Source organism: Sulfolobus sp. A20, from assembly GCF_001719125.1.
GTDB lineage: Archaea > Thermoproteota > Thermoprotei_A > Sulfolobales > Sulfolobaceae > Saccharolobus.
In genome coordinates, this window is record NZ_CP017006.1 from 2,235,019 (window position 1) to 2,256,951 (window position 21,933).

The 21,933-nt window shown below is 34.8% G+C and carries 19 protein-coding genes; 10 read left to right on the forward strand and 9 right to left on the reverse strand.

Going from position 1 to position 21,933, the window contains the following annotated elements; genetic code table 11:
* Window positions 1–52: 52 nt before the first annotated feature.
* A complete protein-coding gene (locus tag BFU36_RS11595) occupies window positions 53–472 on the reverse strand; it encodes a type II toxin-antitoxin system VapC family toxin (protein ID WP_069284759.1) in 420 nt (139 codons plus the stop codon).
* Window positions 456–695 (reverse strand): VapB-type antitoxin, encoded by a 240-nt coding sequence (locus tag BFU36_RS11600; RefSeq protein ID WP_069284175.1) that lies wholly within the window; start codon window positions 693–695, stop codon window positions 456–458. Before BFU36_RS11600 ends, BFU36_RS11595 begins: the two co-directional genes overlap by 17 nt.
* An 85-nt stretch (window positions 696–780) precedes the next feature.
* Here BFU36_RS11600 and BFU36_RS11605 point away from each other — a divergent pair, with 85 nt between their 5' ends.
* The gene (locus BFU36_RS11605; RefSeq protein ID WP_069284176.1) at window positions 781–1,998 is read left to right on the forward strand and encodes an MFS transporter; all 1,218 of its coding nucleotides are present in this window, start codon (window positions 781–783) and stop codon (window positions 1,996–1,998) included.
* A 279-nt stretch (window positions 1,999–2,277) separates the two neighbouring features.
* Here the strand turns inward: BFU36_RS11605 and treZ are convergent, their stop codons facing one another.
* Complete coding sequence (treZ, locus tag BFU36_RS11610) at window positions 2,278–3,960, reverse strand: malto-oligosyltrehalose trehalohydrolase (RefSeq protein WP_069284177.1); 1,683 nt, start codon at window positions 3,958–3,960, stop codon at window positions 2,278–2,280.
* 135 nt (window positions 3,961–4,095) lie between these two features.
* A complete protein-coding gene (locus BFU36_RS11615; RefSeq protein ID WP_069284178.1) occupies window positions 4,096–4,581 on the reverse strand; it encodes a hypothetical protein in 486 nt (161 codons plus the stop codon).
* Window positions 4,582–4,769: 188 nt separating this feature from the next.
* On the opposite strand from BFU36_RS11615, the gene BFU36_RS11620 reads away from it, so the two are divergent.
* The 4 genes from BFU36_RS11620 (at window position 4,770) to BFU36_RS11635 (ending at window position 9,805) form a co-directional block, all read left to right on the forward strand.
* Window positions 4,770–5,489, forward strand: coding sequence for a sulfocyanin-like copper-binding protein (locus BFU36_RS11620; RefSeq protein WP_069284179.1), 720 nt, complete (start codon window positions 4,770–4,772; stop codon window positions 5,487–5,489).
* Between the two features lie 5 nt (window positions 5,490–5,494).
* On the forward strand, window positions 5,495–5,824 hold the full coding sequence (locus BFU36_RS11625; protein ID WP_069284760.1) for a hypothetical protein: 330 nt from the start codon (window positions 5,495–5,497) through the stop codon (window positions 5,822–5,824).
* A gap of 21 nt (window positions 5,825–5,845) precedes the next feature.
* A complete protein-coding gene (locus BFU36_RS11630) occupies window positions 5,846–6,487 on the forward strand; it encodes a 2,5-diamino-6-(ribosylamino)-4(3H)-pyrimidinone 5'-phosphate reductase (protein ID WP_185957790.1) in 642 nt (213 codons plus the stop codon).
* 282 nt (window positions 6,488–6,769) lie between these two features.
* The gene (locus BFU36_RS11635) at window positions 6,770–9,805 is read left to right on the forward strand and encodes a S41 family peptidase (protein WP_069284761.1); all 3,036 of its coding nucleotides are present in this window, start codon (window positions 6,770–6,772) and stop codon (window positions 9,803–9,805) included.
* Between the two features lie 308 nt (window positions 9,806–10,113).
* On the opposite strand, the gene BFU36_RS11640 is transcribed toward BFU36_RS11635, so the two are convergent.
* Complete coding sequence (locus BFU36_RS11640; protein WP_231961308.1) at window positions 10,114–11,235, reverse strand: MFS transporter; 1,122 nt, start codon at window positions 11,233–11,235, stop codon at window positions 10,114–10,116.
* 524 nt (window positions 11,236–11,759) lie between these two features.
* Between BFU36_RS11640 and BFU36_RS11645 the strand changes: the two genes are divergently transcribed.
* Window positions 11,760–12,167: a rhodanese-like domain-containing protein gene (locus tag BFU36_RS11645; RefSeq protein WP_069284182.1), complete on the forward strand. Its 408-nt coding sequence runs from the start codon at window positions 11,760–11,762 to the stop codon at window positions 12,165–12,167.
* Window positions 12,168–12,173: 6 nt separating this feature from the next.
* Here BFU36_RS11645 and BFU36_RS11650 read toward each other — a convergent pair whose 3' ends face one another.
* Window positions 12,174–12,773, reverse strand: coding sequence for a 2-keto-4-pentenoate hydratase (locus BFU36_RS11650; protein WP_069284183.1), 600 nt, complete (start codon window positions 12,771–12,773; stop codon window positions 12,174–12,176).
* A gap of 182 nt (window positions 12,774–12,955) precedes the next feature.
* Here BFU36_RS11650 and BFU36_RS11655 point away from each other — a divergent pair, with 182 nt between their 5' ends.
* The 3 genes from BFU36_RS11655 to BFU36_RS11665 all read left to right on the forward strand — a co-directional run bounded on the left by BFU36_RS11655 (window position 12,956) and on the right by BFU36_RS11665 (window position 18,061).
* Complete coding sequence (locus BFU36_RS11655; protein WP_069284184.1) at window positions 12,956–14,989, forward strand: hypothetical protein; 2,034 nt, start codon at window positions 12,956–12,958, stop codon at window positions 14,987–14,989.
* Window positions 14,986–16,473, forward strand: a complete 1,488-nt coding sequence (locus BFU36_RS11660) for a M61 family metallopeptidase (RefSeq protein WP_069284185.1) — start codon at window positions 14,986–14,988, stop codon at window positions 16,471–16,473. The genes BFU36_RS11655 and BFU36_RS11660 overlap by 4 nt, the downstream gene beginning before the upstream one ends.
* 574 nt (window positions 16,474–17,047) lie before the next feature.
* The gene (locus BFU36_RS11665; protein ID WP_069284186.1) at window positions 17,048–18,061 is read left to right on the forward strand and encodes a MupG family TIM beta-alpha barrel fold protein; all 1,014 of its coding nucleotides are present in this window, start codon (window positions 17,048–17,050) and stop codon (window positions 18,059–18,061) included.
* Between the two features lies 1 nt (window position 18,062).
* Here the strand turns inward: BFU36_RS11665 and BFU36_RS11670 are convergent, their stop codons facing one another.
* Together BFU36_RS11670 and BFU36_RS11675 are read right to left on the reverse strand one after the other, a co-directional pair.
* The gene (locus BFU36_RS11670) at window positions 18,063–18,908 is read right to left on the reverse strand and encodes a KaiC domain-containing protein (RefSeq protein WP_069284187.1); all 846 of its coding nucleotides are present in this window, start codon (window positions 18,906–18,908) and stop codon (window positions 18,063–18,065) included.
* Between the two features lie 191 nt (window positions 18,909–19,099).
* Entirely contained in the window at window positions 19,100–19,831 is a 732-nt protein-coding gene (locus tag BFU36_RS11675; protein WP_069284188.1) for a CorA family divalent cation transporter, read from the reverse strand.
* 134 nt (window positions 19,832–19,965) lie between these two features.
* Here BFU36_RS11675 and BFU36_RS11680 point away from each other — a divergent pair, with 134 nt between their 5' ends.
* Window positions 19,966–20,844 carry a pirin family protein gene (locus BFU36_RS11680; RefSeq protein WP_069284189.1) on the forward strand — a complete coding sequence of 293 codons (879 nt, stop codon included), beginning with the start codon at window positions 19,966–19,968 and terminating at the stop codon, window positions 20,842–20,844.
* Window positions 20,845–21,189: 345 nt separating this feature from the next.
* On the opposite strand, the gene BFU36_RS11685 is transcribed toward BFU36_RS11680, so the two are convergent.
* Window positions 21,190–21,933 (reverse strand): DUF973 family protein, encoded by a 744-nt coding sequence (locus BFU36_RS11685; protein ID WP_197490530.1) that lies wholly within the window; start codon window positions 21,931–21,933, stop codon window positions 21,190–21,192.

Consider the following 21,933-nt stretch of genomic DNA (forward strand, 5'->3'; position numbering starts at 1 on the left):
CAACTGTATAAACAGATAGAAAGAGCGACAAACCTCGCAGGGAGGAGGTCAGTCAAACTAGACTAGTAGGATCTATTCTCTTTATTAGGCTAACTCTATCATAATCGTGGTTTGTAGATATTATAGTCTTATCCTTATCATGTAGTAAGCAGGTCGCGATTTGGTAAGCCTCAAAGGTGTAAGTGATACCATATTGTTGCATTAAGGCTAAGGCTAATAAATCTACGTCAATTGTAGTAGGTACCCAGGTGAGGTTAGGAATGCTTATTAAAGCACCTATTTTACTTAGTATATCTGATATGGGTAACCTCTCCTCATCTCTCAGAATGTAGTAGATCTCATGAAGTGATTCCCTATTCGCTATTACCTCCATTTCTCCCCTTGAGATTTTAGAAAATACTTTATCAGCTACTTCTTTTAGCTCATCCCTCTCCTTTAGATGAGCCAGTATAACATCAGTGTCGATCAGCATTTTCTTCAATTTCCCTCTTCATATTGATCTCTGCATCATTCCTTAATTTAATGGTATCCCTCTCGGATTTTATAACGTTAGACGAAAAGAGTATTGGATCCTTAGGGATTGGTATTCCGATAAAGAAATTTCCCAAATCCAGTATAATGATTGAACTCATTGAGGAATAATTCTTAGGTAATTTTATTCTTCCTCTATCATCAATCTTTACTACATATCCCATACTTAAAATAATATTCCCCGTATTATTAATCTTTTCCCCACATAAAATAGTTAACCTTTTAATTATTCAAAGATCTAATCACTTAATGAAGTTAGAGAAATGGCATATTAAGATGATAATGCTCAACTTTCTGAGCTATACCTTTCTAGTTTACAACTACTCTACTATATTAGTCTTCAATTCACCCTACATTTCCTCTCAAATATTCTCAAAATATTCTGTAATCGGTGCTTACTCGGCAGTACTAATTAGTGTGATCATGAGAATACCGGGGTCATACATATTAGGTCCGTTGAGTGATAAATATGGTAGGAGGCTGATTACGAGAATTAGTGGGATTGGTTCGGTAATACCGTTGGTCATAGTTCCATTTATATCTCATAATCCCATTCTCATAATCTTATTGTATGCTATTCAAGGATTCTTCACTGGAGGATTAACCGCTGGGATAAACGTAATAGGTTTGGAGAATTTACCGGAAGAACATAGGGGTTGGTTCAGTGGTTCAGCCTTTTCAGTAGGTGGTTCAGCATATCTAATAGCATCCTTAGTGTTCTTCACACTATATTCAATTCTAGGTAACAATGGTTATGATAGCATAGGATGGAAAATTATGTTCTTCACTTCCATAGTTATGATACCTCTTTCTTTTTCTCTACCAGAGTCAATAAAGATCATGAAGAGTAAAAGGGTTAAAAACCCCTTAGGTCTATTAATCAAAAATTATAGAAGAGAGTTTATCTTCGCATCTCTAATGACCGGTCTATGGGCTTCCATTAATGCTGTAGTGATATTACTTCTACCTAACTTCCTATATGATAAAGGTTTGACAAAAGTTGAAGTTTCTCAGATAATTACCTTGTCTGGAGTAATTACAATAATTTCACCTTTCTTAGGTGGCTTATTGAGCGAGAGAATAGGTAGGAGAAAGGTGTCAATAATAGGTTCCATTCTTAACCTATTGTCTTCCCCAATATTTCTATTCATTAATTCCTTTAATTCAGCATTATACTTAGTTTCAATTCTGAGCTTCTTAGCCTTATTTGGGTCGGGAGGAATAATGGTCTACGTTAATGAGTTGTTTCCAACTAACATTAGGAGTTCGGGGGTTTCCATAAGTTGGAGTATAGGATTTACAATAGGTACACTGATGTCTGTAATAGTTTTATCAATCGTTGATATCATGACAGGCATAAGCAAGTTCAGTGTGGTCGAAACTTTTGCCTTGGCTATTTTAAGTGTGTTTGCTTTACTCTTAAGCGTTTTATCTAAGGAAACTAAGGGGAACTTAGAGAGATTTTAAACTTAAATAATGAGAAAAACCTCTCTATTCATGTCGAGGAGTAATGTAGGAATATCACTTTATTTAAACGTAAAAATCTGGTAAATTCCTTCTCTGGATAAAAACCCCTAATTTTAACATTAGAAATTTTATTCTATAAAAAAACTTCACGGTGGATTTAGGAAACTGAAGAAGAATATGAGGAGTTTAGTTTTTCTGTCCTCGTCCTTTTCCTTATCTTCTGTGTTTTTACCTTTCATCAAAAGTATAATCTATCTTCCAAATTTTTAAATTCATCTACTAATGCTTATACACAGCGAATCCTTTACTAAGAGTGTATACTCCTTCTTTTATTTCCCTTGGAAATTGATGTGAAGATGATAAGACTAAATTTCCCGTATAATTTACTTTTAGAGTTGATTCTGAAAATACATAAATTATAAATATTCTTTCGTATTTTACTATGATCCAACTATTTCCGTAATCTATGGATAAATTTCTGCTACATGGGGTTAAATACTCTCTTCTCACTTTTATCAAGTTTTTGTACAAGGAGAGAATCTCTTCATTGATATTCCAACTTAGTTTTGAAGCATTAAACGTCTCTTCAGATTGAGGATCAGTCGTTTGTCCATTATCCCTTCTCCTACCCTCCCTCACTCCTTGAATTAGCTTAGGATCAGAGAAGTCTGAGAAATAATAAAAGGGATTTTTCTCTGCATATTCTTCGCCCATGAATATCATGGGAATATATGGGGATAGTAAATATAGGGCAGAAGCTATCTTATAAGACTCTTTATCTATTAGCTCAATTAATCTCTTTCCATCTCCCCTATTTCCTACTTGGTCATGATCTTGGACATAAACTACGAATTTACATCCATCCAAATCCTTTACAGGTTTTCCATGAGTTTTCTTTCTGAACTTAGAGTATTTACCATCATATACGAACACGTCCCTATAAGACTTAACTATATCATCGATGCTCCCGAAGTCTGCATAATACCCACTTCTCTCTCCTGTCAAAAAGGCATGAACTGAGTGATGAAAATCATCAACCCATTGGGCGTCATTATTATAGCCACACTTTTCCTTAGGGTTTATGATCCTTGGATCGTTTAAGTCACTTTCAGCTATTACTATTCTCTCGTATTTATGCACAACATCAGCTATATCCTCTAGGATATGTTTTGGGGAATTATCAATTATAGCATGAACCGCATCCAGCCTAAAACCATCAACATTATAATCTTTAATCCAAAACTCAACATTCTCAAGTACGAATTTCCTAACCTCGTCGCTTCCACTATCATCGAAGTTAAAGGTTAATCCCCAAGGTGTCGAATACTTACTTGAGAAGTAGGGTCCCAATAATGTCATGTAATTTCCCTCAGGTCCAACGTGATTGTAAACCACGTCTAATATTACTGCTAACCCTCTCCTATGAGCCTCGTTAATAAACTTTTTGAAGGATAACGGACCGCCGTAGGAGTTTTGCACTGCATATAAATAAACTCCATCATACCCCCAATCCCTTTTTCCAGGGAACTGAGCCACTGGCATGACTTCAATTGCGGTTACTCCTAATTCTTTCAAATAATCAAGCTTACCTATAGCGCTCTCAAATGTCCCTTCTTTAGTAAACGTACCAACGTGCAATTCGTATATTATGAGGTCATTCATTTTAACCCTTGAAGAGGGTAAAAAATCATAATTGGCTGAAATTATCTCTGAATAGCCGTGAACTCCTTCAGGCTGATACCTTGATGCAGGATCCGGTATTTCCATTTTATTATCTAGAATAAATTTATATCTATCTCCGACACTTACATTGTTAACGTGAACTCTGAAATAACCTAAATCGTCTCTTTCCATTTCATAAACTCCCTTACCTAATACCTTAACTTTTACGTCTTTCTGATATGGAGCCCACAAGGTAAAGGTTACGCCATTATCTTCAACTTTTGGACCAAATGAAGTCATAAATAACAGTTGTAAAGATTAGCTAAAAATATCGTGGTATAAACTGAACTTCCTTCCCACCATATCCCTTTTGCGAGTATTGAAAAATTAACAAATCATGTTGGACATTTTGAAAGAGCGAGAATTTAGTATTTTTCAAATTATAGTTTGAGCTATAGATCCAGCTAATATCATCATTGCGATCGATATTAGCAAAAAGGTTATGTTGAGCTTTGATAGTTTGGCTATTGAACTCCTCAGCTCTAGCCCAGCTATATCACCCTCTTTTACGTTCATGACTAATCTAATCCTATTACTCATCACTATGCCCGAGCCAAAAGCTAGCAATCCGAAAGCCCCTCCTATTAGGTTTAAGAAAGCTCTAATCCTAACACTAAGGTTTTCATGTAATACCGCGTCCACTATAAATAGGTTTCCTTTGTATGGTATTAAATAAATATACGCGAATATAATGATACCCGTTATGATAGTAATTACAGAAGAGATCATGAAGAACTTTCCCATTTTTTCGTACTGCTTCTTATCCTGAGGCTTTACTAAGAAGTTGAGAAATGCTGCTCCAGCCCACAATGCTCCAAAAAATCCGTGAATCTCATTTAGCACGTCAAAGATTACATTCATAAATTTCAACTCCTTTAAGAGGATAAAAACTTTAGCCGGAGTAATAGGTTTATCACATTAAGATAAAAATTATAATAAAGCTTAATATTTCTTTAGGACACATAGTAAAATAATTTAAGATAATGAAAAAGTTACAGAAAATCTACGATAAGGAAAAATTTATTATTCACAATATCTAATAATATTTTATGAATAAGATTCTTCTAATAAGTATAATACTTGGAGCTACAGTAGCGTCGATAGTTGGTTATGCATATTACACGTACTACTATTTGCCTAACTACTATTATCAACAGTCGTTATATTATTATAACCATCAGTTAGGAATGATGGGTTATGGAGGAATGATGATGAGTGGTAGTATGATGGGTGGGTATGCCAATCTCCAACAAATTCCCATAGGTGAAAGTTATACGCATGCTGAAAACTCCTCTTATGTAAAAATATTTCCCTCAAACGATTCCATAATATTTTATACAAAAGATATTAATTTAGTTATATTATCTATGGGTCATACCAGAGCTTACAATCTAACCCATTATATACCTCCTTCCAATATGCACGCAGAAGATAACGTTTTCGTAATTGATGGTCTAATAAATCCAACACTTGTGATCCCACAAGGTGCAACAGTCCATATAACATTAATTAATCTAGATGAAGGTGATTATCACAATATTGCTATAACTACGCTTAGTCCCCCTTATCCTTATTACGTTATGATGTATGTGAGAATGAACATTCTAACCATGACCCCTATGTTACCTCCGGCAAACTATAATTCCGGTTATGCATATTCATTCTCTTCTAACGTCGTATTTTACAACCCTGGAAATTATTACTACATATGTGAGTATCCCGGACATGCAGAAATGGGAATGTATGGTGAGATAATAGTTTACGGGTGAGATTAATGGAAACTTATCAAATATTGGGTATAGTTGCCTCAATATTAATATTGGTATCGTTATTCATCATGATGACTATGTCCTTCCCATATTATGGAATGATGGGAGGTAGATTTGCTATGATGAGAGGTTTCTTCTTCATGCCATTCTTTGTCGCGATACCATCGTTAGTACTAGGTTTAATTGGTTCGCTAATTTCAGATAAGCAGGTTGGGGGGATATTATTAATAATTGCGTCAGTCCTATCGCTACCAGTATTCTTTGGATTCTTTGGTGTTTCCTTCGTTCTTCTTCTGATAGCTGGTATATTAGCGCTTACTACTAAGAAAACATAAATTGTTGTAATGTACAATCTCATCCGTATGAGACCTTACATAATAATATTTTCAACAGTTTCGATTGACGGTAGGCTTGCTACCAAGACCGGTTATAGTGAGTTAAGCTGTCCTTATGATAAGCAAAGACAACATGAATTAAGGACTGAGGTAGACGGCATAATGGTCGGGGCTAATACGGTGAGAGTAGACAACCCATCTTTAACTATAAAATATGCTAAGAGGAAGGATAAAGATCCTCTAAGGGTTATAGTTAGTAAGAGCTTAAACTTAGATCCTTCGTACAAGATTTTTTCAGTCCCACCTCCTACAATAGTATATACCATGAACCTCAATTCCCACATAGGTGAAAATTTGAAGAAAAAAGGGGTTATTATAAGGACGTTTAGCGAGTTTAAGGAGATATTTGAAGATTTATACACCAATTTCAATGTCAAGAAATTAATGGTAGAAGGTGGAGGAAATTTGATTTGGAGCATTATTAAAAATGATTTATATGACGAAATTAGGTTGACAGTATCTCCAAGAATATTTGGAAATGGGGTAAGTTTCGCACAAGGTGAAGGATATATAGGGAATGACTCACCAAAATTACGCTTGGTTGATTTTAAGCTATGTGAGTGTGGTAATGAAGTGCATTTAATATATAAAAAGCAAAGTTGAGACAACTCTAAATAATTCGTGTACTTATACTATTTTCATCTGAAACTTTCTATATCTTTTCCGTTTTAAATTAAGGACTGGAACTTATTATGGTTCTTCATGATCGAAGTCCTCCGTTTCAAAAATTAATAAATTCTCAATTTTCTAATTTATATAAATAAATACTGAATATTTTTAATATTATTAAAAATTCTCTATTACAAAGTTATGGAAAGTCTCGCCATATATGGTGGAGAGGAAGTCGGCGCAATAATTATATTTTTCCATTACTCTATCATATCTATGCTTGGTTACTATATGTTCCCGGATGTCAGAGGTAACTTGTTAGCCTTCACCTCTGACGATGATATCTGGCTGTTAAACCTTGAAAGGAAAGATAACAGACCTATAAGGTTAACTAGCGGGTTAGGAGTGTCAATAAGACCAAAAATTAGCCCTGACGGAAAAAAGATAGCTTTTACTGCGCTTTGGTTAAAGAGTGGCAAGTCAAGTTCAGATGTTTTCGTCTTAGGGGATGGGGAAGCCAAAAGGGTGACCTATTTTGGTAGAAATAGTAGAGTTGCCGGTTGGTTGTCTGAAAACGAGATATTGGTAATAACTGACTTTCACACTCCCTTTACTCAATGGACTGAAGCCTACAAAGTTAACGTAAATGATGGAAGTTTTGAGAAGCTTCCCTATGGTATAGTTTCTAACATCGTTATGAGTAATGATATTATAATCTTAGCCAGAGGGTATCAAGATTTACCTTTCTGGAAGGGTTATAAGGGAGGAACTAAAGGTGAGCTTTGGATATCTTATGATGGAGGTAAGTCCTTCAATAAATTCGTTAGCTTAAATGGAATAGTAAGTTGGCCTATGATCGTGAAGGGTAGAGTGTACTTTTTATCTGATCACGAAGGGGTGGCTAATCTTTATTCCGTAGATCTAGATGGAAAAGACTTAAAGAAACATACAAACTTTACCGAATACTATTGCAGAAATGCTAGTTCTGATGGAGAGAAAATAGTTTTCCAGAACGCTGGAGACATTTATATATATTACCCTGAGAAAGAGAGTCTTGAAAAAGTCGAAATAGATTTACCAACAGATAGGAAGAAGAGACAACCTAAATTCGTAAGCGTAACTGAATACTTAACTGAAGTCTCGACAAATAATAATTACGTAGGTATAATTTCGAGAGGAAAGGTTTTCTTAATGAAACCTTGGGATGGACCATCAGTACAGTTAGGAGAGAAACAAGGTGTCAAATATAGACAAATTCAAATTTTACCCTCTAACGAAGTGTTAGTTGTAAACTCTAATGATGATAAATTAGTAATCCTTGGAAAGGATAGTAAAAAGATAGACATAGATTTCGGAAGGATAGAGAGAATCAATGTTTCTCCAGACGGTAAGAAGGTATTAATATCTAACAATAGGCAGGAATTATGGCTTTATGAGATTGAAAATAATTCAGCCAAGTTAATAGACAAGAGTGAATACAACATTATTTTTGAGATGGACTGGCATCCAGATAGTGAGTGGTTCGCTTACTCCTTCCCAGAGGGTCATCAGGTACGTTCTATAAAGTTAGGTCATATTTCTGGTAAGACGATAAGAATCACTACTCCATATGGTTATGATTTCTCGCCTTCTTTCGATCCAGATGGTAGATACTTATATTTCCTTTCAGCCAGACATCTAGAAGCAACAGATGATAAGGCTATTTTTAACCTATCCTTCCAAAAAGTCGTTAAACCATATCTCGTAGTGTTAAGCAATTCTTATTCTCCTTTTAATCAACCATTAGAACAAGTAAGTGATAAGAAGGGTATAGAAGTTGAAGGAATTCAAGATAGGGTATTACCATTCCCAGTGAATGAGGATAATTACGTTAAGATAGCGGGAGCTAAAAACAATAAAGTCTTCTTACTATCTTACCCTATAAGGAATGTCAGATCGTTTAGTGATGAGGGAAACGGAAAACTAGAGGTTTATGATTTAGATTCGAAGAGTAAAGAAACCTACGCGGATAACTTAAATGATTTCGTACTATCAAATGATAAGTCAAAGATCATACTAATGTTTAAGGACACGTTAAGAATGTTTGACGTTAATTCTAAACCAGATTTGAACTCTCAAGGGAGGAAAGGAGGGGTAATTGATTTAACGAGGGTTAAGGTGTTAGTAGAATTCGATAAGGAATGGAGACAAATGTTAAGAGAGACATGGAAGCTAATGAAACAGAACTATTGGAATGAGAATAAACTAGAAGGATGGAACAGTGTATTGCCTAAATACGAGAGATTATTAGATAGGATAAGTACGAGGTATGAATTGTCAGATTTAATACAAGAGATGCAGGGAGAGACTAAAACGTCTCATTCCTACGAATTTCCTTATGACTATGATACTCAAGAGCCATTACAAGTAGGAGGATTAGGAGCTGAATTTGAGTATGATAACGGTTGTTTTAGGATTACCAAAATATATGTCGGAGATCCTACAAATGAAAATGAGAGAAGCCCACTTAGGGATCCTGGAGTGCAACTGAATGTAGGGGATTGCATAAAGGCAATAGATGGAGAAGACGTGGGAAATAATGCTATAAAAAATATTTATTATTATTTGTTCAATAAAGATCAAATAATTTTGGATGTAATTACTAAGGATGGAGCGAGCAGGAGAGTTAGTGTTAAGGTTCTTCATGATGAGAAGTTCTTATTATATAGATACTGGGTGGAGAAAAATAGGGAGTATGTGCACGAGAAGAGTAAAGGTCTCTTAGGATACGTCCACATTCCAGACATGGGTTTTCAAGGTTTTGCTGAATTTTATAGATTATTTAGGTCAGAGTTTGACAGGGACGGATTGATAGTTGACGTGAGATTTAACAGAGGAGGATTTATCTCTGGGTTAATCCTACAGAAATTATTGCTTAAAAGGGAAGGATACGACGTTCCTAGACATGGGAAGAAAAATCCCATTCCCTTCTTCTCCTCACCTAAGGTCTTAGTAGCCATTACCAATGAGAATGCCGGCTCAGATGGTGATGTATTTTCATACTTGTTCAAAAAGTACAAGTTAGGAGTGCTGATAGGTAAGAGGACTTGGGGTGGTGTTATCGGAATAAGTCCAAGGCATAGATTAGCAGACAAGTCCACTGTTACTCAACCTGAATTTGCATTACACTTTGACGATATCGGTTTGGGGATAGAAAATTACGGTGTTGATCCAGATATTGAAGTAGAAATAAAGCCAGAAGACTATGCAAATGAGAAAGACACTCAGTTAGATAAGGCTATAGAGTTAGCACTGAAGCAATTAAATAAATGAGGAAAGGCTCTCTGGGGAAGTGGAAATCAATGCCCTATCTTCGTCAGTCCCCTTCAAGATCCTCTCACCTCGCTGTAAGGTATCCTATAAATTCCTCCTTAAATCTCGACTGCCTTTATGTTACCTTTTCAGTTCACCTCAACAAATAGCTTATTCCTAGGATTTGACAAACTTTTTTGGTCTCATTAACCTTCCCACAGTCGATTTTCAATAAATGATTTTGTCAATAAAGAGGATTCAGTCAGCACACTAGATAAAAAATCGCAAAATTTTCTACGCAATCCAAATGTTACGATGAATATTAGCTCTCATTTTACTTTATTTTCATATTGAATAAGGTAATAAAATATTCCAACTAGTAAGGGAATAAGGGATAAATAGAGAAGAGATTGCTTATATCCCAAAGTCTTTATCATAACTCCCATGTATAGGGGTGTAATAATACCGGATAATGGATATAGAGAATTAAAGATTCCAAATCCTAAACCTCTAAACTTCTGACTTAAGTTTGCCACAATTATACTACTTGATACGATGAAACTTCCCCAAACTAGACAATAAAATGACATAGCTATAAATGCTGAAATAGTATTAAATGCAATGTAATTTAGTAAGAGGTAAAGAGAGGCAAGCATAAAACTTAATGAGAATACCTTTGAATTCTTTACTTTCTTTGAAATCAAATAGGTAAAGAAAAGGATCGATGGTATTTCTAGTATAGCCTCAACACTTAATGTAAGTGTAGATAGGGGTAAACTAACTCCTAAGTCAAAGGTATAGTAGGTAGGCAAATAGAGGTTTTTAATAGTATCTATTGAGAAGAGGACAAATATTCCTAAAAACGAGATTATCGTAATCATTTGACTAATGGGTACGGGCGTGTTTCCACTTACTACTTTGGTTTTACTACTATACTGAGATAAGCTAAGATATACCATAATTGCATAAAAGATGGCTGATATGCCAAAAATATAGTTAATACCTAAGGTCTTAAAAACAATTCCCGTTATTCCAGTACCTATAGACCATCCTATTGATCCGCCTAACCAAAAGAAACCAAACCTCTTCTCAGCCTCAGTTCCTTCAGAAGCTGAGACCATGATCATAGGATACATAGCTGATATAGTGAAACCTAATAATGGAAAAGCAAGTATTAAACGATAAAATAACGATAAAAATATTAATATTAGTTCACCCATTATACCCATTATCATACCATTTCTCTTTCCCTTTATTCTATCGTAAAAATAACCGATAATTATTGATGAGGCAAAGGATATAATCGATATTCCAGAAATAACAATACTAATCACAATAATACTTATTCCAATCGATTTCATAAAAAGAGGTAATAAGGGATATATCATTCCAATAACTAGCTGATAAAAAACGTTTATTAGCATGTACGCTACTTTACTATCATAGTCCACTTCCAAAAATACACTAGAGTAGTATAAAAGTAATTAGCCTAACATTTTATCTGCTCGTTTCCTACATGTATAGAAAGATATTGGTTATGTATTGTAAAAGAATTTGTAGATGATACTGAACTTCTATCAATATTGTCAGAGTTGGACTTCTGAGGAGGAAAAATAGATGTAGGTATTCAAAGAGAGGGATATATTAATAATATTTTTAGGTTATTAAAATCTACAAACATTATAGCGTTGTCTGGAATAAGAAGGAGAGGAAAATCGACGATACAATTTTCAAAGAAGCTTATCGATAATGGAATTGATAGCAACGATACACGCTCATAATTAGACTTGATGATGAAATCTCGCCTTTTAGTGCTGAGAGGAAGTCAGAGTAGTAGACGTGAGGATATAATCAATTATTTTTACCAGCTCGTATTTATCTATTGATTAAATTTCCTTTAATTACTTTTTATAAAACAAAATTTATTTAGTATATTCTAGACAAACTTATAAACACTGTTAAAGTATATTAGCATATGCAAGTGGTAGAGCAATACGCCTCACCATTTTATAAAAACATAATTGATTTACCTCCATCGATGGTAAGAAAGTTGTGGAAGAAAAATCAAGTAATAATATTAGATGTTAGAACACCAGAAGAATATGAAGATCATCACATACCCGGGGCATTATTAGTACCGTTAGACTACTTGGAAATATTGGCAAAGTATATTCCCCAACATAAGGACGTAGCAGTGTTCTGTGAGCATGGGAATAGGGCAAGATATGCGACTTATGGAATGCCACATATTTATAAGAGAAGGGCTTATTACGTGATAGGAGGAATGGCTCTATGGATGGCTATGGGGTATGAGGTTGAAAGAGGAATGGATGAGAACGGAATAAAATGGCAGGAGTGGTTAGAAAAAGAATTTAATCAGTAAAAATTTTTATGAAAACTTCACTGTTATCGTCTTCTTTCCTTCAACCCTTACTTTATCTCCCTTACTTATCTTATAAGGTCCTATGAACACTCCTAAGGAGACGTAACCCTCCATGTTAGGTTTAACTACATCAGAAGGATTATAAGTAGGACCTCCTTCAGCTACGAACTCATCGTTGATTATTAACTTAAACGTTCCAAAAGGTGGCTCTATCTGCTTACCTACATACAATCTTCCTGCAAATGCGTCATCTGCTATGATATAATGTTCCCCTAAATCCCATGTATTAAACCTAGTAGCAGGTATCTCAAGACCTAGAAACGTCTTCTCTACTTTACCATTCTTTACTAGAGCTATTATCTCAACCTCCAATTTATGAGTCTTAAACCATAAGTCAATCTCGTTGTTAAACGTGATCATGGGTTTTGTTAATACACCAATTGCCTTACCTTGTAGAGCGATTTTATATCCACCTAAACCTTCATTCTCTACTAACATTCTAGAGAATTCATTATATACTTGCAATGCCTCATCTTTCTCAAGAGGAAAAGGCTCAATTTCTCTTCTATTCTTATACGCTTCAAAGAGCATCTCAGCTTTATTCATAGATATACGAATAGTAAATGAAAATAAAAAGCTTAAGATCGTTTTCTGCAATATAAGAATATTATAATACAGCAATAGATGAATTAATGAGTATTTTTAATTTCAATATTCACAATAAAATCGCTCAACCATTTTGAATATCGAGAAAAGTAATATATTCTCCTATTTCACTAACTAGATGAATGCAATCTCAAAGAGTTAGACAAGACTACATGGTCATATTAGCTTACGTCATCCTTCAAATAGTAATATGGCTGAAGGGAGGATTATGGTACGGAGGTGATCAAGGTACACTATCATTTCCCTATGTCCCGGAGTCAAATTTCATTAATAACTTATTTTACGCCATATCCAATTTCCCTTTTCTATCTGGTCCTACAATCTCTGCCCCTAGCATATGGTTTAGTGGGGCTTTCGCTTTATTTAATGCACTTCGATTCTATTATAGTGAATACCTTTTATTGATTTTACTCTTCTTCCTCGGAGCATCTTACATGTATAAAATAGTAACCCCTTACCTTAGATATAGGGATAATGTGATAACCCCTTTAATAGTAAGCATAGTGTACATGACTAACTGGGCGTTTTACTTCTCTGATTATAATGGACTAGCCGGGATAGTAATACTCACCAACGTGTTTCTTTACTCTCTGTTTCCACCACTGATTTATTACTTGAAGAAAGCCTTCGAGGAGACTAAAATGTTGAGTAAATTGAGATATTACGGCATATTGATTATCCTCTTCTGTATAATAGGGGGAATATCTAATTTTGCGAACTTCGGGGAAATAGTAGGTTTTCTAGGAATATTGATAGTAGGTCTCTTTATATTTAATAGATCAAAAATAAACTTAATAAACCTATTTCTAATTCCCATATTCTTCATCTTAGCTAATGCCTATTGGCTTTTCATAACTGTGCCTACGGTAAACTCTTTCTTGAATGATTCGAGTTTTCTTCAATTATCCTATCAATTCTTTGTGAGCAATTCAAGACCCTTTGCTTACGTTTTCTTAGGAATATTTCAAGTAAGTAAAACTTTAATCCCTTTTCTGATTCTCACCGTACCCTTAATACTTATTCCATTCATCTTAGCTTACAAGGATAAAAATCTGTTATTTTGGGTAATACTGTATTTAATATCTGCAACCTTCGCCTCAAACTTAGACTCACCTTTCGGTGAAGTATATAATTACTTATTTTTACACTTTAAGTACTTTGTAGATTTTAGAACACCTACAGTAGCTCTTTTTTGGATTCAAGGACTAATACTATCCATTATAATTCCAGTTGGCTTATCCTACGTTATTAACGAGTTTAATAGAAAAAAGCTTACTTCTCTACTTTTTCTCCTCTTAGCCATTTTAGCTTTCTTCCCATCTGTCTACGGTCAAGGGTTAGCTATAATTCATGTCCCAAATTATTTCATAAAAACTGTGAGTTATATAAATGATGAGCAAGGAAATTTTAACGTCTATGCAATTCCCCAATCCTATCTCTGGACACAAACGGATTGGTATTATGGAGTTAACCTTCTTCCATTATTTTTAAATAAACCAGTCTTCATAGGTGGAGGATACGATTACGCTAATCCTGCCTTAGGTTATATTTATCATTTAATAAATGATAACTTGTTTACATACAATGCATCTAACATAACTTTTCTTAGGAATCTCCTCTTCATTATTAACGTAAAATACTTAGTGATTCAGGGTGATGTAGAGGGTTTTGTTTTCGAATCTCGTTACATTTCTAATCTAGAGAATTACACTCAACTGTTCTCATTAGCAAGTAATTTTACCCCTTATTATGTTTATAAAGTCAAAGTTAATTCCTCTCTCATCTTGGGTACTAACTATAATATCTCTAACCTTACATTAAAAGATTTAAGATATATTAACTTATCTCAAATATTACATCCGATTAGGTACTATGAAGTAAATCCTTCTCTTTACATTATCGTTAATAATACTTATAAGTACGTAGTATTTCTTTATGCCTATAATCCTCAATTCGTAGTTACCAATTCTACCTCTCACTTTCAATTCATTTATGCTAACGCTTATGCTGTGAACTCCAGCTATGTGGAAATTGTGAATAAAGATTATTATGTAAATTATAAGATATATTTTGAAATTATTCTGACATTAATAGTGGGAGTTATCTTCATTTTCGTTGAAAAGCTTATTAGACGATTATCCTTTTCATTATTATGATCTTCACAGTAAAGCCTAGAAATAGGTATTTAGAAATTTTAGCAGAAGGTAAAGAAGGAGTAATAACTTTTCCCACGTATGTTCCAGGTTCATACGTGATAAGGGATTTAGAGAGAAACGTTGTGGAAATAGAAGGATTTAGAATTTCTAAGAACAAGTTCTACGTTAAAGACAAATTTAAATACTTATATTACGCCTCAAGTAAGGATCAGAGAGAAGCCATTTCCACCAACGACTACTTATTTATTAATCCCCCCGCAGTATTTCCTTTTCAAGACTTGCATGAAAAGTATTGTGTAAAGGTTCTAGTTCATTGGAATGTGGTCACTACATTAAAGAAAGAAGGAGATTATTATTGTGCTGAAAACTACCATGAGTTCGCTGATTCACCAATTGAAGCTTCTCCCTATTTGAGGGAATTGATAATAGATGATTATCACTCCGTTTCAACAATTGATGAGATAGATGAGGAAATGATAAGAAAAATAGTAATGGAAGCTGATAAAGTGATCAAGCCTAGTAATAAATATGTTTTTCACTTCAGAAGATCGGATAAAAACTACGGCGGTATTGAGCACAAGAACTCATCAGCCATAGTCGTATCGTGGGATAGGAAGGAGTTAGCTGTACTCTTCGCTCATGAATACTTTCATAGACTTAACGTTAAGGTTCTAATACCTAAGGACTTAGAGCACAACTACGAGAGGGAAGTATATACTGATCTCCTTTGGTTCGCTGAAGGCTTCACTGATTACATGGCTTTGTTAATCACGTTGAGAAGTAATCTGATCAAGCCTAACGAGGGGTTGAAGAAAATACTTAATTCTCTTCATAACTTAACCTTCCCAGGGAGTAAGAGAGTGAGTCTCTCTGAAGCATCTAAAACGGCATGGATAAAGTATTATAAGCAAGACGAAAACTTCCTAAACTCATCAGTATCATATTACGATGGTGGCTTAGCCTTAGGATTTTACACTGACCTAAAGCTGATTGAGAGGGGTAAAAGAATAGATGAAGTTTTCATTTCATTACGAGATAAGGGTAAATACACTTTTGAAGACTTAGACAGAATCTTAACCAATTTGGGATTTGATGAACTCTACCTAGCATATAGACCGGCTTATGAGATATTTAAAGCTTTAAGGGACTATATACACTTAGAGGTTTTTGATAAGGACAAACCATATTATGGAATTATCCTAGATGGAAACAAAGTGAGGTTTGTGGAGGATGATTCCCCAGCAGACTTTGCTGGTTTAATGCCAGATGACCAAATCATTAGTATAGATAATACCGCAAAACCCTTAGAAGTAAGGGAAAGTGTTATCCTACACGTGTTAAGGGAAGGTAGGCTAAAAGAGATCACGTTAAGAGCTGGTAAAAGTCCAGGGCATTCGTTAAGGGCTAAACTTGATGGGAAAATAGCTAAAGCTATATTTAATTCGGATATAATTGAAGCTGAATACGTGACTAACGTTATATAACTTTTTTGTAGAATATCTTATTAAAAAGACCGTAAATGAACTGACTTCCTCCAAGCCGTAAATGGCAAAACTTTCCTCAACTTTATACTTATCTCCTCCCATCTTGAAAGGCTATAGTTCCCATAGACCTATTCGAAGGTTTATCTCCTTCATAGCCGTTTTTAATACACGCTTCATTCGTCCAGTGATGGTTAGGTCCTCAGCTACATTACCCCTTTCTCTGGACTTATATTTACATGTACTGAGGAGCATTCTCATCTACCCTCTATGGCTTCCCTCCAAGTTCATCAAATACCTTGAAAGTTGCCCATCTTTTTTATCAACCTCTTTAGCACAATATCCATGAGCTTAAAGTGTTTACTAACAACTAAGGCACAAGAATAACCTTTAAGATTGTTTATTCAAACTTTATCCCCTGCCTTAAAAGGCTAGTTATTTTTTATTAGTATCTAAAATATTTACAAAGTTATGAAAACCTCGCCCTTTAGGGCAAGGAGGAAGTTGTTTCGATAAAGGGTGTTTCCGTTGAACATGAAAAGAAAAAGTAATATACTAATCACACATTTCTCCAATTATGAAGAAGATTGGGTTTTCGATATTTCCGGGATGGAAGGAGATTAAGGAGGAACAGATTAAGTTAATGAAAATAGCTAGAGATTATGGCTTTTCTGAGATCTTCATGGGTATAGGTCCCGGAACACATTGGAAAACACCAGTTAGAGAAGCTTTTGAAATAGCGAAAGAATTATTAAGGGGCGCTGATGACTATTACGCTTTTCTAGATATTAATCCAGAAATTTTGAAGGAACTCAACTCCTCTCCGAGAGATCTGTCTAAGTTTAAAGAGGCTGGCTTTAAGGGAGTTAGGGCTGATTATGGGTTCAAGAAGGAAGAGATAGTTGAAATGAGTAGGCAATTAATCGTCGAGCTGAATCCAATGTTAGTAACTAGAGAAGAATTAGAGTATATTACAAGGAATGCCGATCCAGAAAGAGTAAAGGCCATACATAATTACTACCCTGTTATATACTCTGGGATTTCTAGAGAGATTTTTCATGAAAAGAATAGATTGCTTAAGGAGAAAGGTATTGAAATAGGTGCTTTCATATCCACGCCTATGTTTAACTTGAGAACTACATTAGAAATATTGCGATTTATAGAACCATTTGATTCCGCAAACTACCTTTTTAAATACGTTGATAGGGTGTTAATAGGGGACCCAATTCCTAAAGAGGAATGGCTAATCCAAGTTCAAGAAGTAGCTAGATTAGAAGGGAACGTTGTGAGGATAAAGGTTTACAGAGAAGATGTGATTGAATATTTGACTAAAAACAAGTTTAGGGTGGAAGATGAGGATAGAGAATACGCTATTGTAGCAATAACTGATCAGCAATTTCCCCTTAACTGTAAGTGTTATACTAAAATATTTAGGAACTCCGTAGCTTTGAGGGGAAGAGATATATGGATATTTACAAGGGACTTAGACGTAGCACCTTTTAACTTAATTGGAGAAATAGACGATATTAACTTAGAAATTATGAAACTTCTAAGGGGAAAGTTAATTAACTTTAGGCTAAAAGAAAAGTGAATCACTCCTCTTCTTCCTCTATTACTCTTCTCTCTTTACCTTTAAGTTCAACCTGTTCTACAGATTTCTTCATCTCCTCAATTTCCTCTTTGCTTAACGGCAAAATCGATGCAGAATTTGGAGCTATCCTAAGATATTTATCCCACTCAACTACTATTCCGTTGTCAGCTATCTCCATAGGGTGTCTAACCATAGATATTTTAGTATCCCTCATCTTCCACACAATTATTGACCTATATAACTTACCATCTATTTCATCTAAGTCTAGCCTTATTATTCCATCAACAGCGTGTTCAACACCTGGTCCTCCAAAACCTCTTTCACCTACAGATACTTGGCTAACGAAGAAAGCTGTACAACCTAAGCCTGATATGACTCTCTTCAACTTCATTACAACACTTCTAGCCATGGCTGGTTTAGTTAAATAAAGCGTACTGACTGAGTCAATAGCTAATCTAGTTGCCTTAATATCCTTTATTGCTTGTCTTAATACTTCAGAAAGTTCATCTACACTGTCAACTTGTTTGACAACGTATTTTTCTCTTTGAGCAATACTTCCAACTCCTCCAGTAAATGCATCAACTATTGCAAACTTTCCATCCTTTTCATATTTCATCACGTCCCAATTGAAGTGCTTAAAACTCCTTAAGACGGATACTGGATGCTCCTCTAAGGTGACATAGATTCCAGCCTCATCTCTAACCAATCCATTATATATAAACTGTTTAGCTGCTATTGACTTCCCGGTTCCAGGGCCACCGGAAAGTAATACAATGCTCCTTTCCGGAATACCACCATACAATATCTCGTCTAGTCCGGGAATGTAAGTCCTTACCCTATCTACCATGTTATAATTATCATGAGAGTTAACTTAAAATTTTACTCAAGTTAGATCGTATAGTATTCTATAAAGAGGATTCAAATTAGAGTAATCCTGTTCAAAATTAAAAAACGCCTAAAACGTTCAATCTGAACTGTTTATTCTCTTTAACAATAAATTTGACCTCACACTGAAGGGTAAGGTTTGCCGTTCTTTTATCATAGCCATCCAATTTTTCTCAAATAAATCGTTAACAATATTCCAATTAATACTAAAGGAATGGTAAAATATACAAAATTTAAAGTCATGAAATTAGAGGGTAAGTTCACGAAGCTTACAGCGTATATACTCGCTATTGCCGTAATGGGTAGAAAGATAAAGGATATGGAAGTTAATTTCTTTATAATTATATTTAAATTATTCTGTATTTCAGTTAAGTATATGTTGTATAGATCAGATTCCCTTGTGACCAATATTTCAGCCCTATCATAGGCGAATAAGCAATCCTCTTCGACTTCCTTATCTAAGAATTTAGACAACTTCTTCACCACATAATATAGGGATGAAGAATCGGAATAGAGCGTAATTATTGAGGAATGTATTGATATTATATTTGAGGTATCAGTTATTTTGCCCTCAGCAATCCTTTGGAATAAATCTTCAATTCTTTTGTGAAGTTCAATTCTCTTAGAACCAAACTCGTAAAGAATACCGTATATAACCTCTTTCATTATTTCTGTTACGCTACATTCCTCTGCATTCTTCGCTAGGCTAGCCAGAAACTCAGAATGAAAGACTATCTTCTGATTATCTATTGTAATATAATTAGGCGAATTATTAAAATCTATCCTTATAAAATACTTGTCATCGTTGTGGATAACCCTATGAACGTCTACTTCGTCCTTGGGAAAGTCGTTAGGTAACGGGTACACTTCTAGATTACATTTCATATACCTTATAATTGAAAGAGGGGAATTTAATTTTGAGCATAAAACTTGTTTATCCTCTCCCTTAAACTCATAAGCTTAGATAATCATGACTAAGTTGGATCAAACTTAAATGCAACGAAAAATATTCTTATATTATGAAAAGAGGCATAAGTACATTAATAAAAGGAAAATATACAATGGACGGTGCCGGTGTAAAGCTGTACAGAGTCTTCGGAGGACCTAGAACTGTTAATTTAACTGATCCTTTCCTATTACTAGACTTCTTTGGCTCATCAGATCCATCTGACTATATTGCCGGCTTTCCGTGGCATCCTCACAGAGGCATTGAGACAGTAACGCTGTTATATAAGGGGAAAGTAGAGCATCAAGACAGTGAAGGAAATAGGGGTGTAATTTATCCGGGACAGTCACAGTGGATGACTGCAGGGAGTGGTATCTTTCATGAAGAGATGCCCATGCCATTAGAAGGTTGGGAAATTGTGAAATACAATCAGAAGCCAGAGGAGATGAATGGGCTACAATTATGGATAAACTTACCATCCTACATGAAGATGACTGACCCAGTTTATAGAGATGTAAAACAAATTCCTAAGGAAACTTATGATTTCGGAACTATTCAAATACTTGCTGGAGAATACAAAGGTTTTGAAGGTCCAGTAAGGGTAAAAAGTCCAGTTGATCCCACGTATTTTGACATAGTTCTAGATGGGCAGGTAAAAATACCGGTAAAGAACGGCTACACTGTTCTAGTATACGTGGTTAGCGGGGATATTAATACAGCTAACACTTCCGTAGGGGAAGGGACTTTAATCGTATTTGATAGAGAGGGAGACGAAGTGGATATAAGTGGTAAAGGTAGATTCATCTTACTTTCTGGCAAACCTATTAACGAGCCTGTAGCCTGGTATGGTCCAATAGTTATGAACACTGAAGATCAGATAATGGAAGCTTTAAGAGATTTGAGAGTAGGAACTTTCGTAAAGAAGAAAAGACCTACATTTGAAGAATTCTAATTTTTTCTAGAATATTCTCATCAAGGCTAAATATTGAAAGCTCTAAACCTAATCGGAGAAGATATAGGTAACGCTAAATTAATGAGGGATGATAGAGAGAAAAAAATAATGTACTCAATTCCTCAGCCATAGCTTGAATTTTTTCCAAGGACTGCAGTACTAAAAAGGTGAGAAGTTTAGTCACTAGTAGAAGCAATCAGAATTCTAGGACGTTTGCTTACGTAGATGTATTTAATGTACTCCTCCCTTACCCTCTTCCTTATATACTCACCCTAAAAGCACTCTCCTACAGTATAAAAATTTATATCAAAATAACTATATCATTAACTCTTAATGTAATAAAAGTTAAGGTTGGTAATTTAACGTAGCGTAAATAATCGTATTATTATCCAACGTAAGCTTTATTTTATAATATCCTCCTGGTTTTAAGCCAGTGGGAAGGGGAGGAAACGTTATTGTAACGAAATTTGTTCCACTATTTAATTCCATAGGTGAGATGTTTAACGCGTGTAACTGGAACTCCTCTAATGTAGCATCTAAAATCCGCGCTTTAAAAGGGGAGTTAATCGTAACGTTAGCAATATTTCCTTTTAAATTACCCATAGCTTGCAGCTGTTGCCCTTGCATAGTTGGCTGTACATTAGATGCTGGTGTATAACTTCTCAATATTTCTCCTATCCCTATGTAGGCTAATATATAACCTATAAAAGCCACTATACCTATAGGTATAGCACCTAAAATTCCACCTATTTTGGTATTACCATTGTTAAATTTATCTCCTATAGAATATATTGCTATTCCTACAAAGATTATACCTAATATGTCCAGAAATGGAATTGCTAAGAATATAGCTCCTATTTTGCCTAGTCCCATATTATTTACAGAAGATGAAAGACCAGAGAACCCACCATAAAGTCTTATTAGCGATAATATACCTATTATTAGGGCTATAATGAATAGAATTATTCCTATCACAATATTTGCAAAAAATCCTATCAGTGCGATAAATCCTATAAAAACCGTTATTATGGCGTACAATAAACCTTCTCTCACTTTTACTAGAGACGAATAAATTAAATCTGTAGCCAT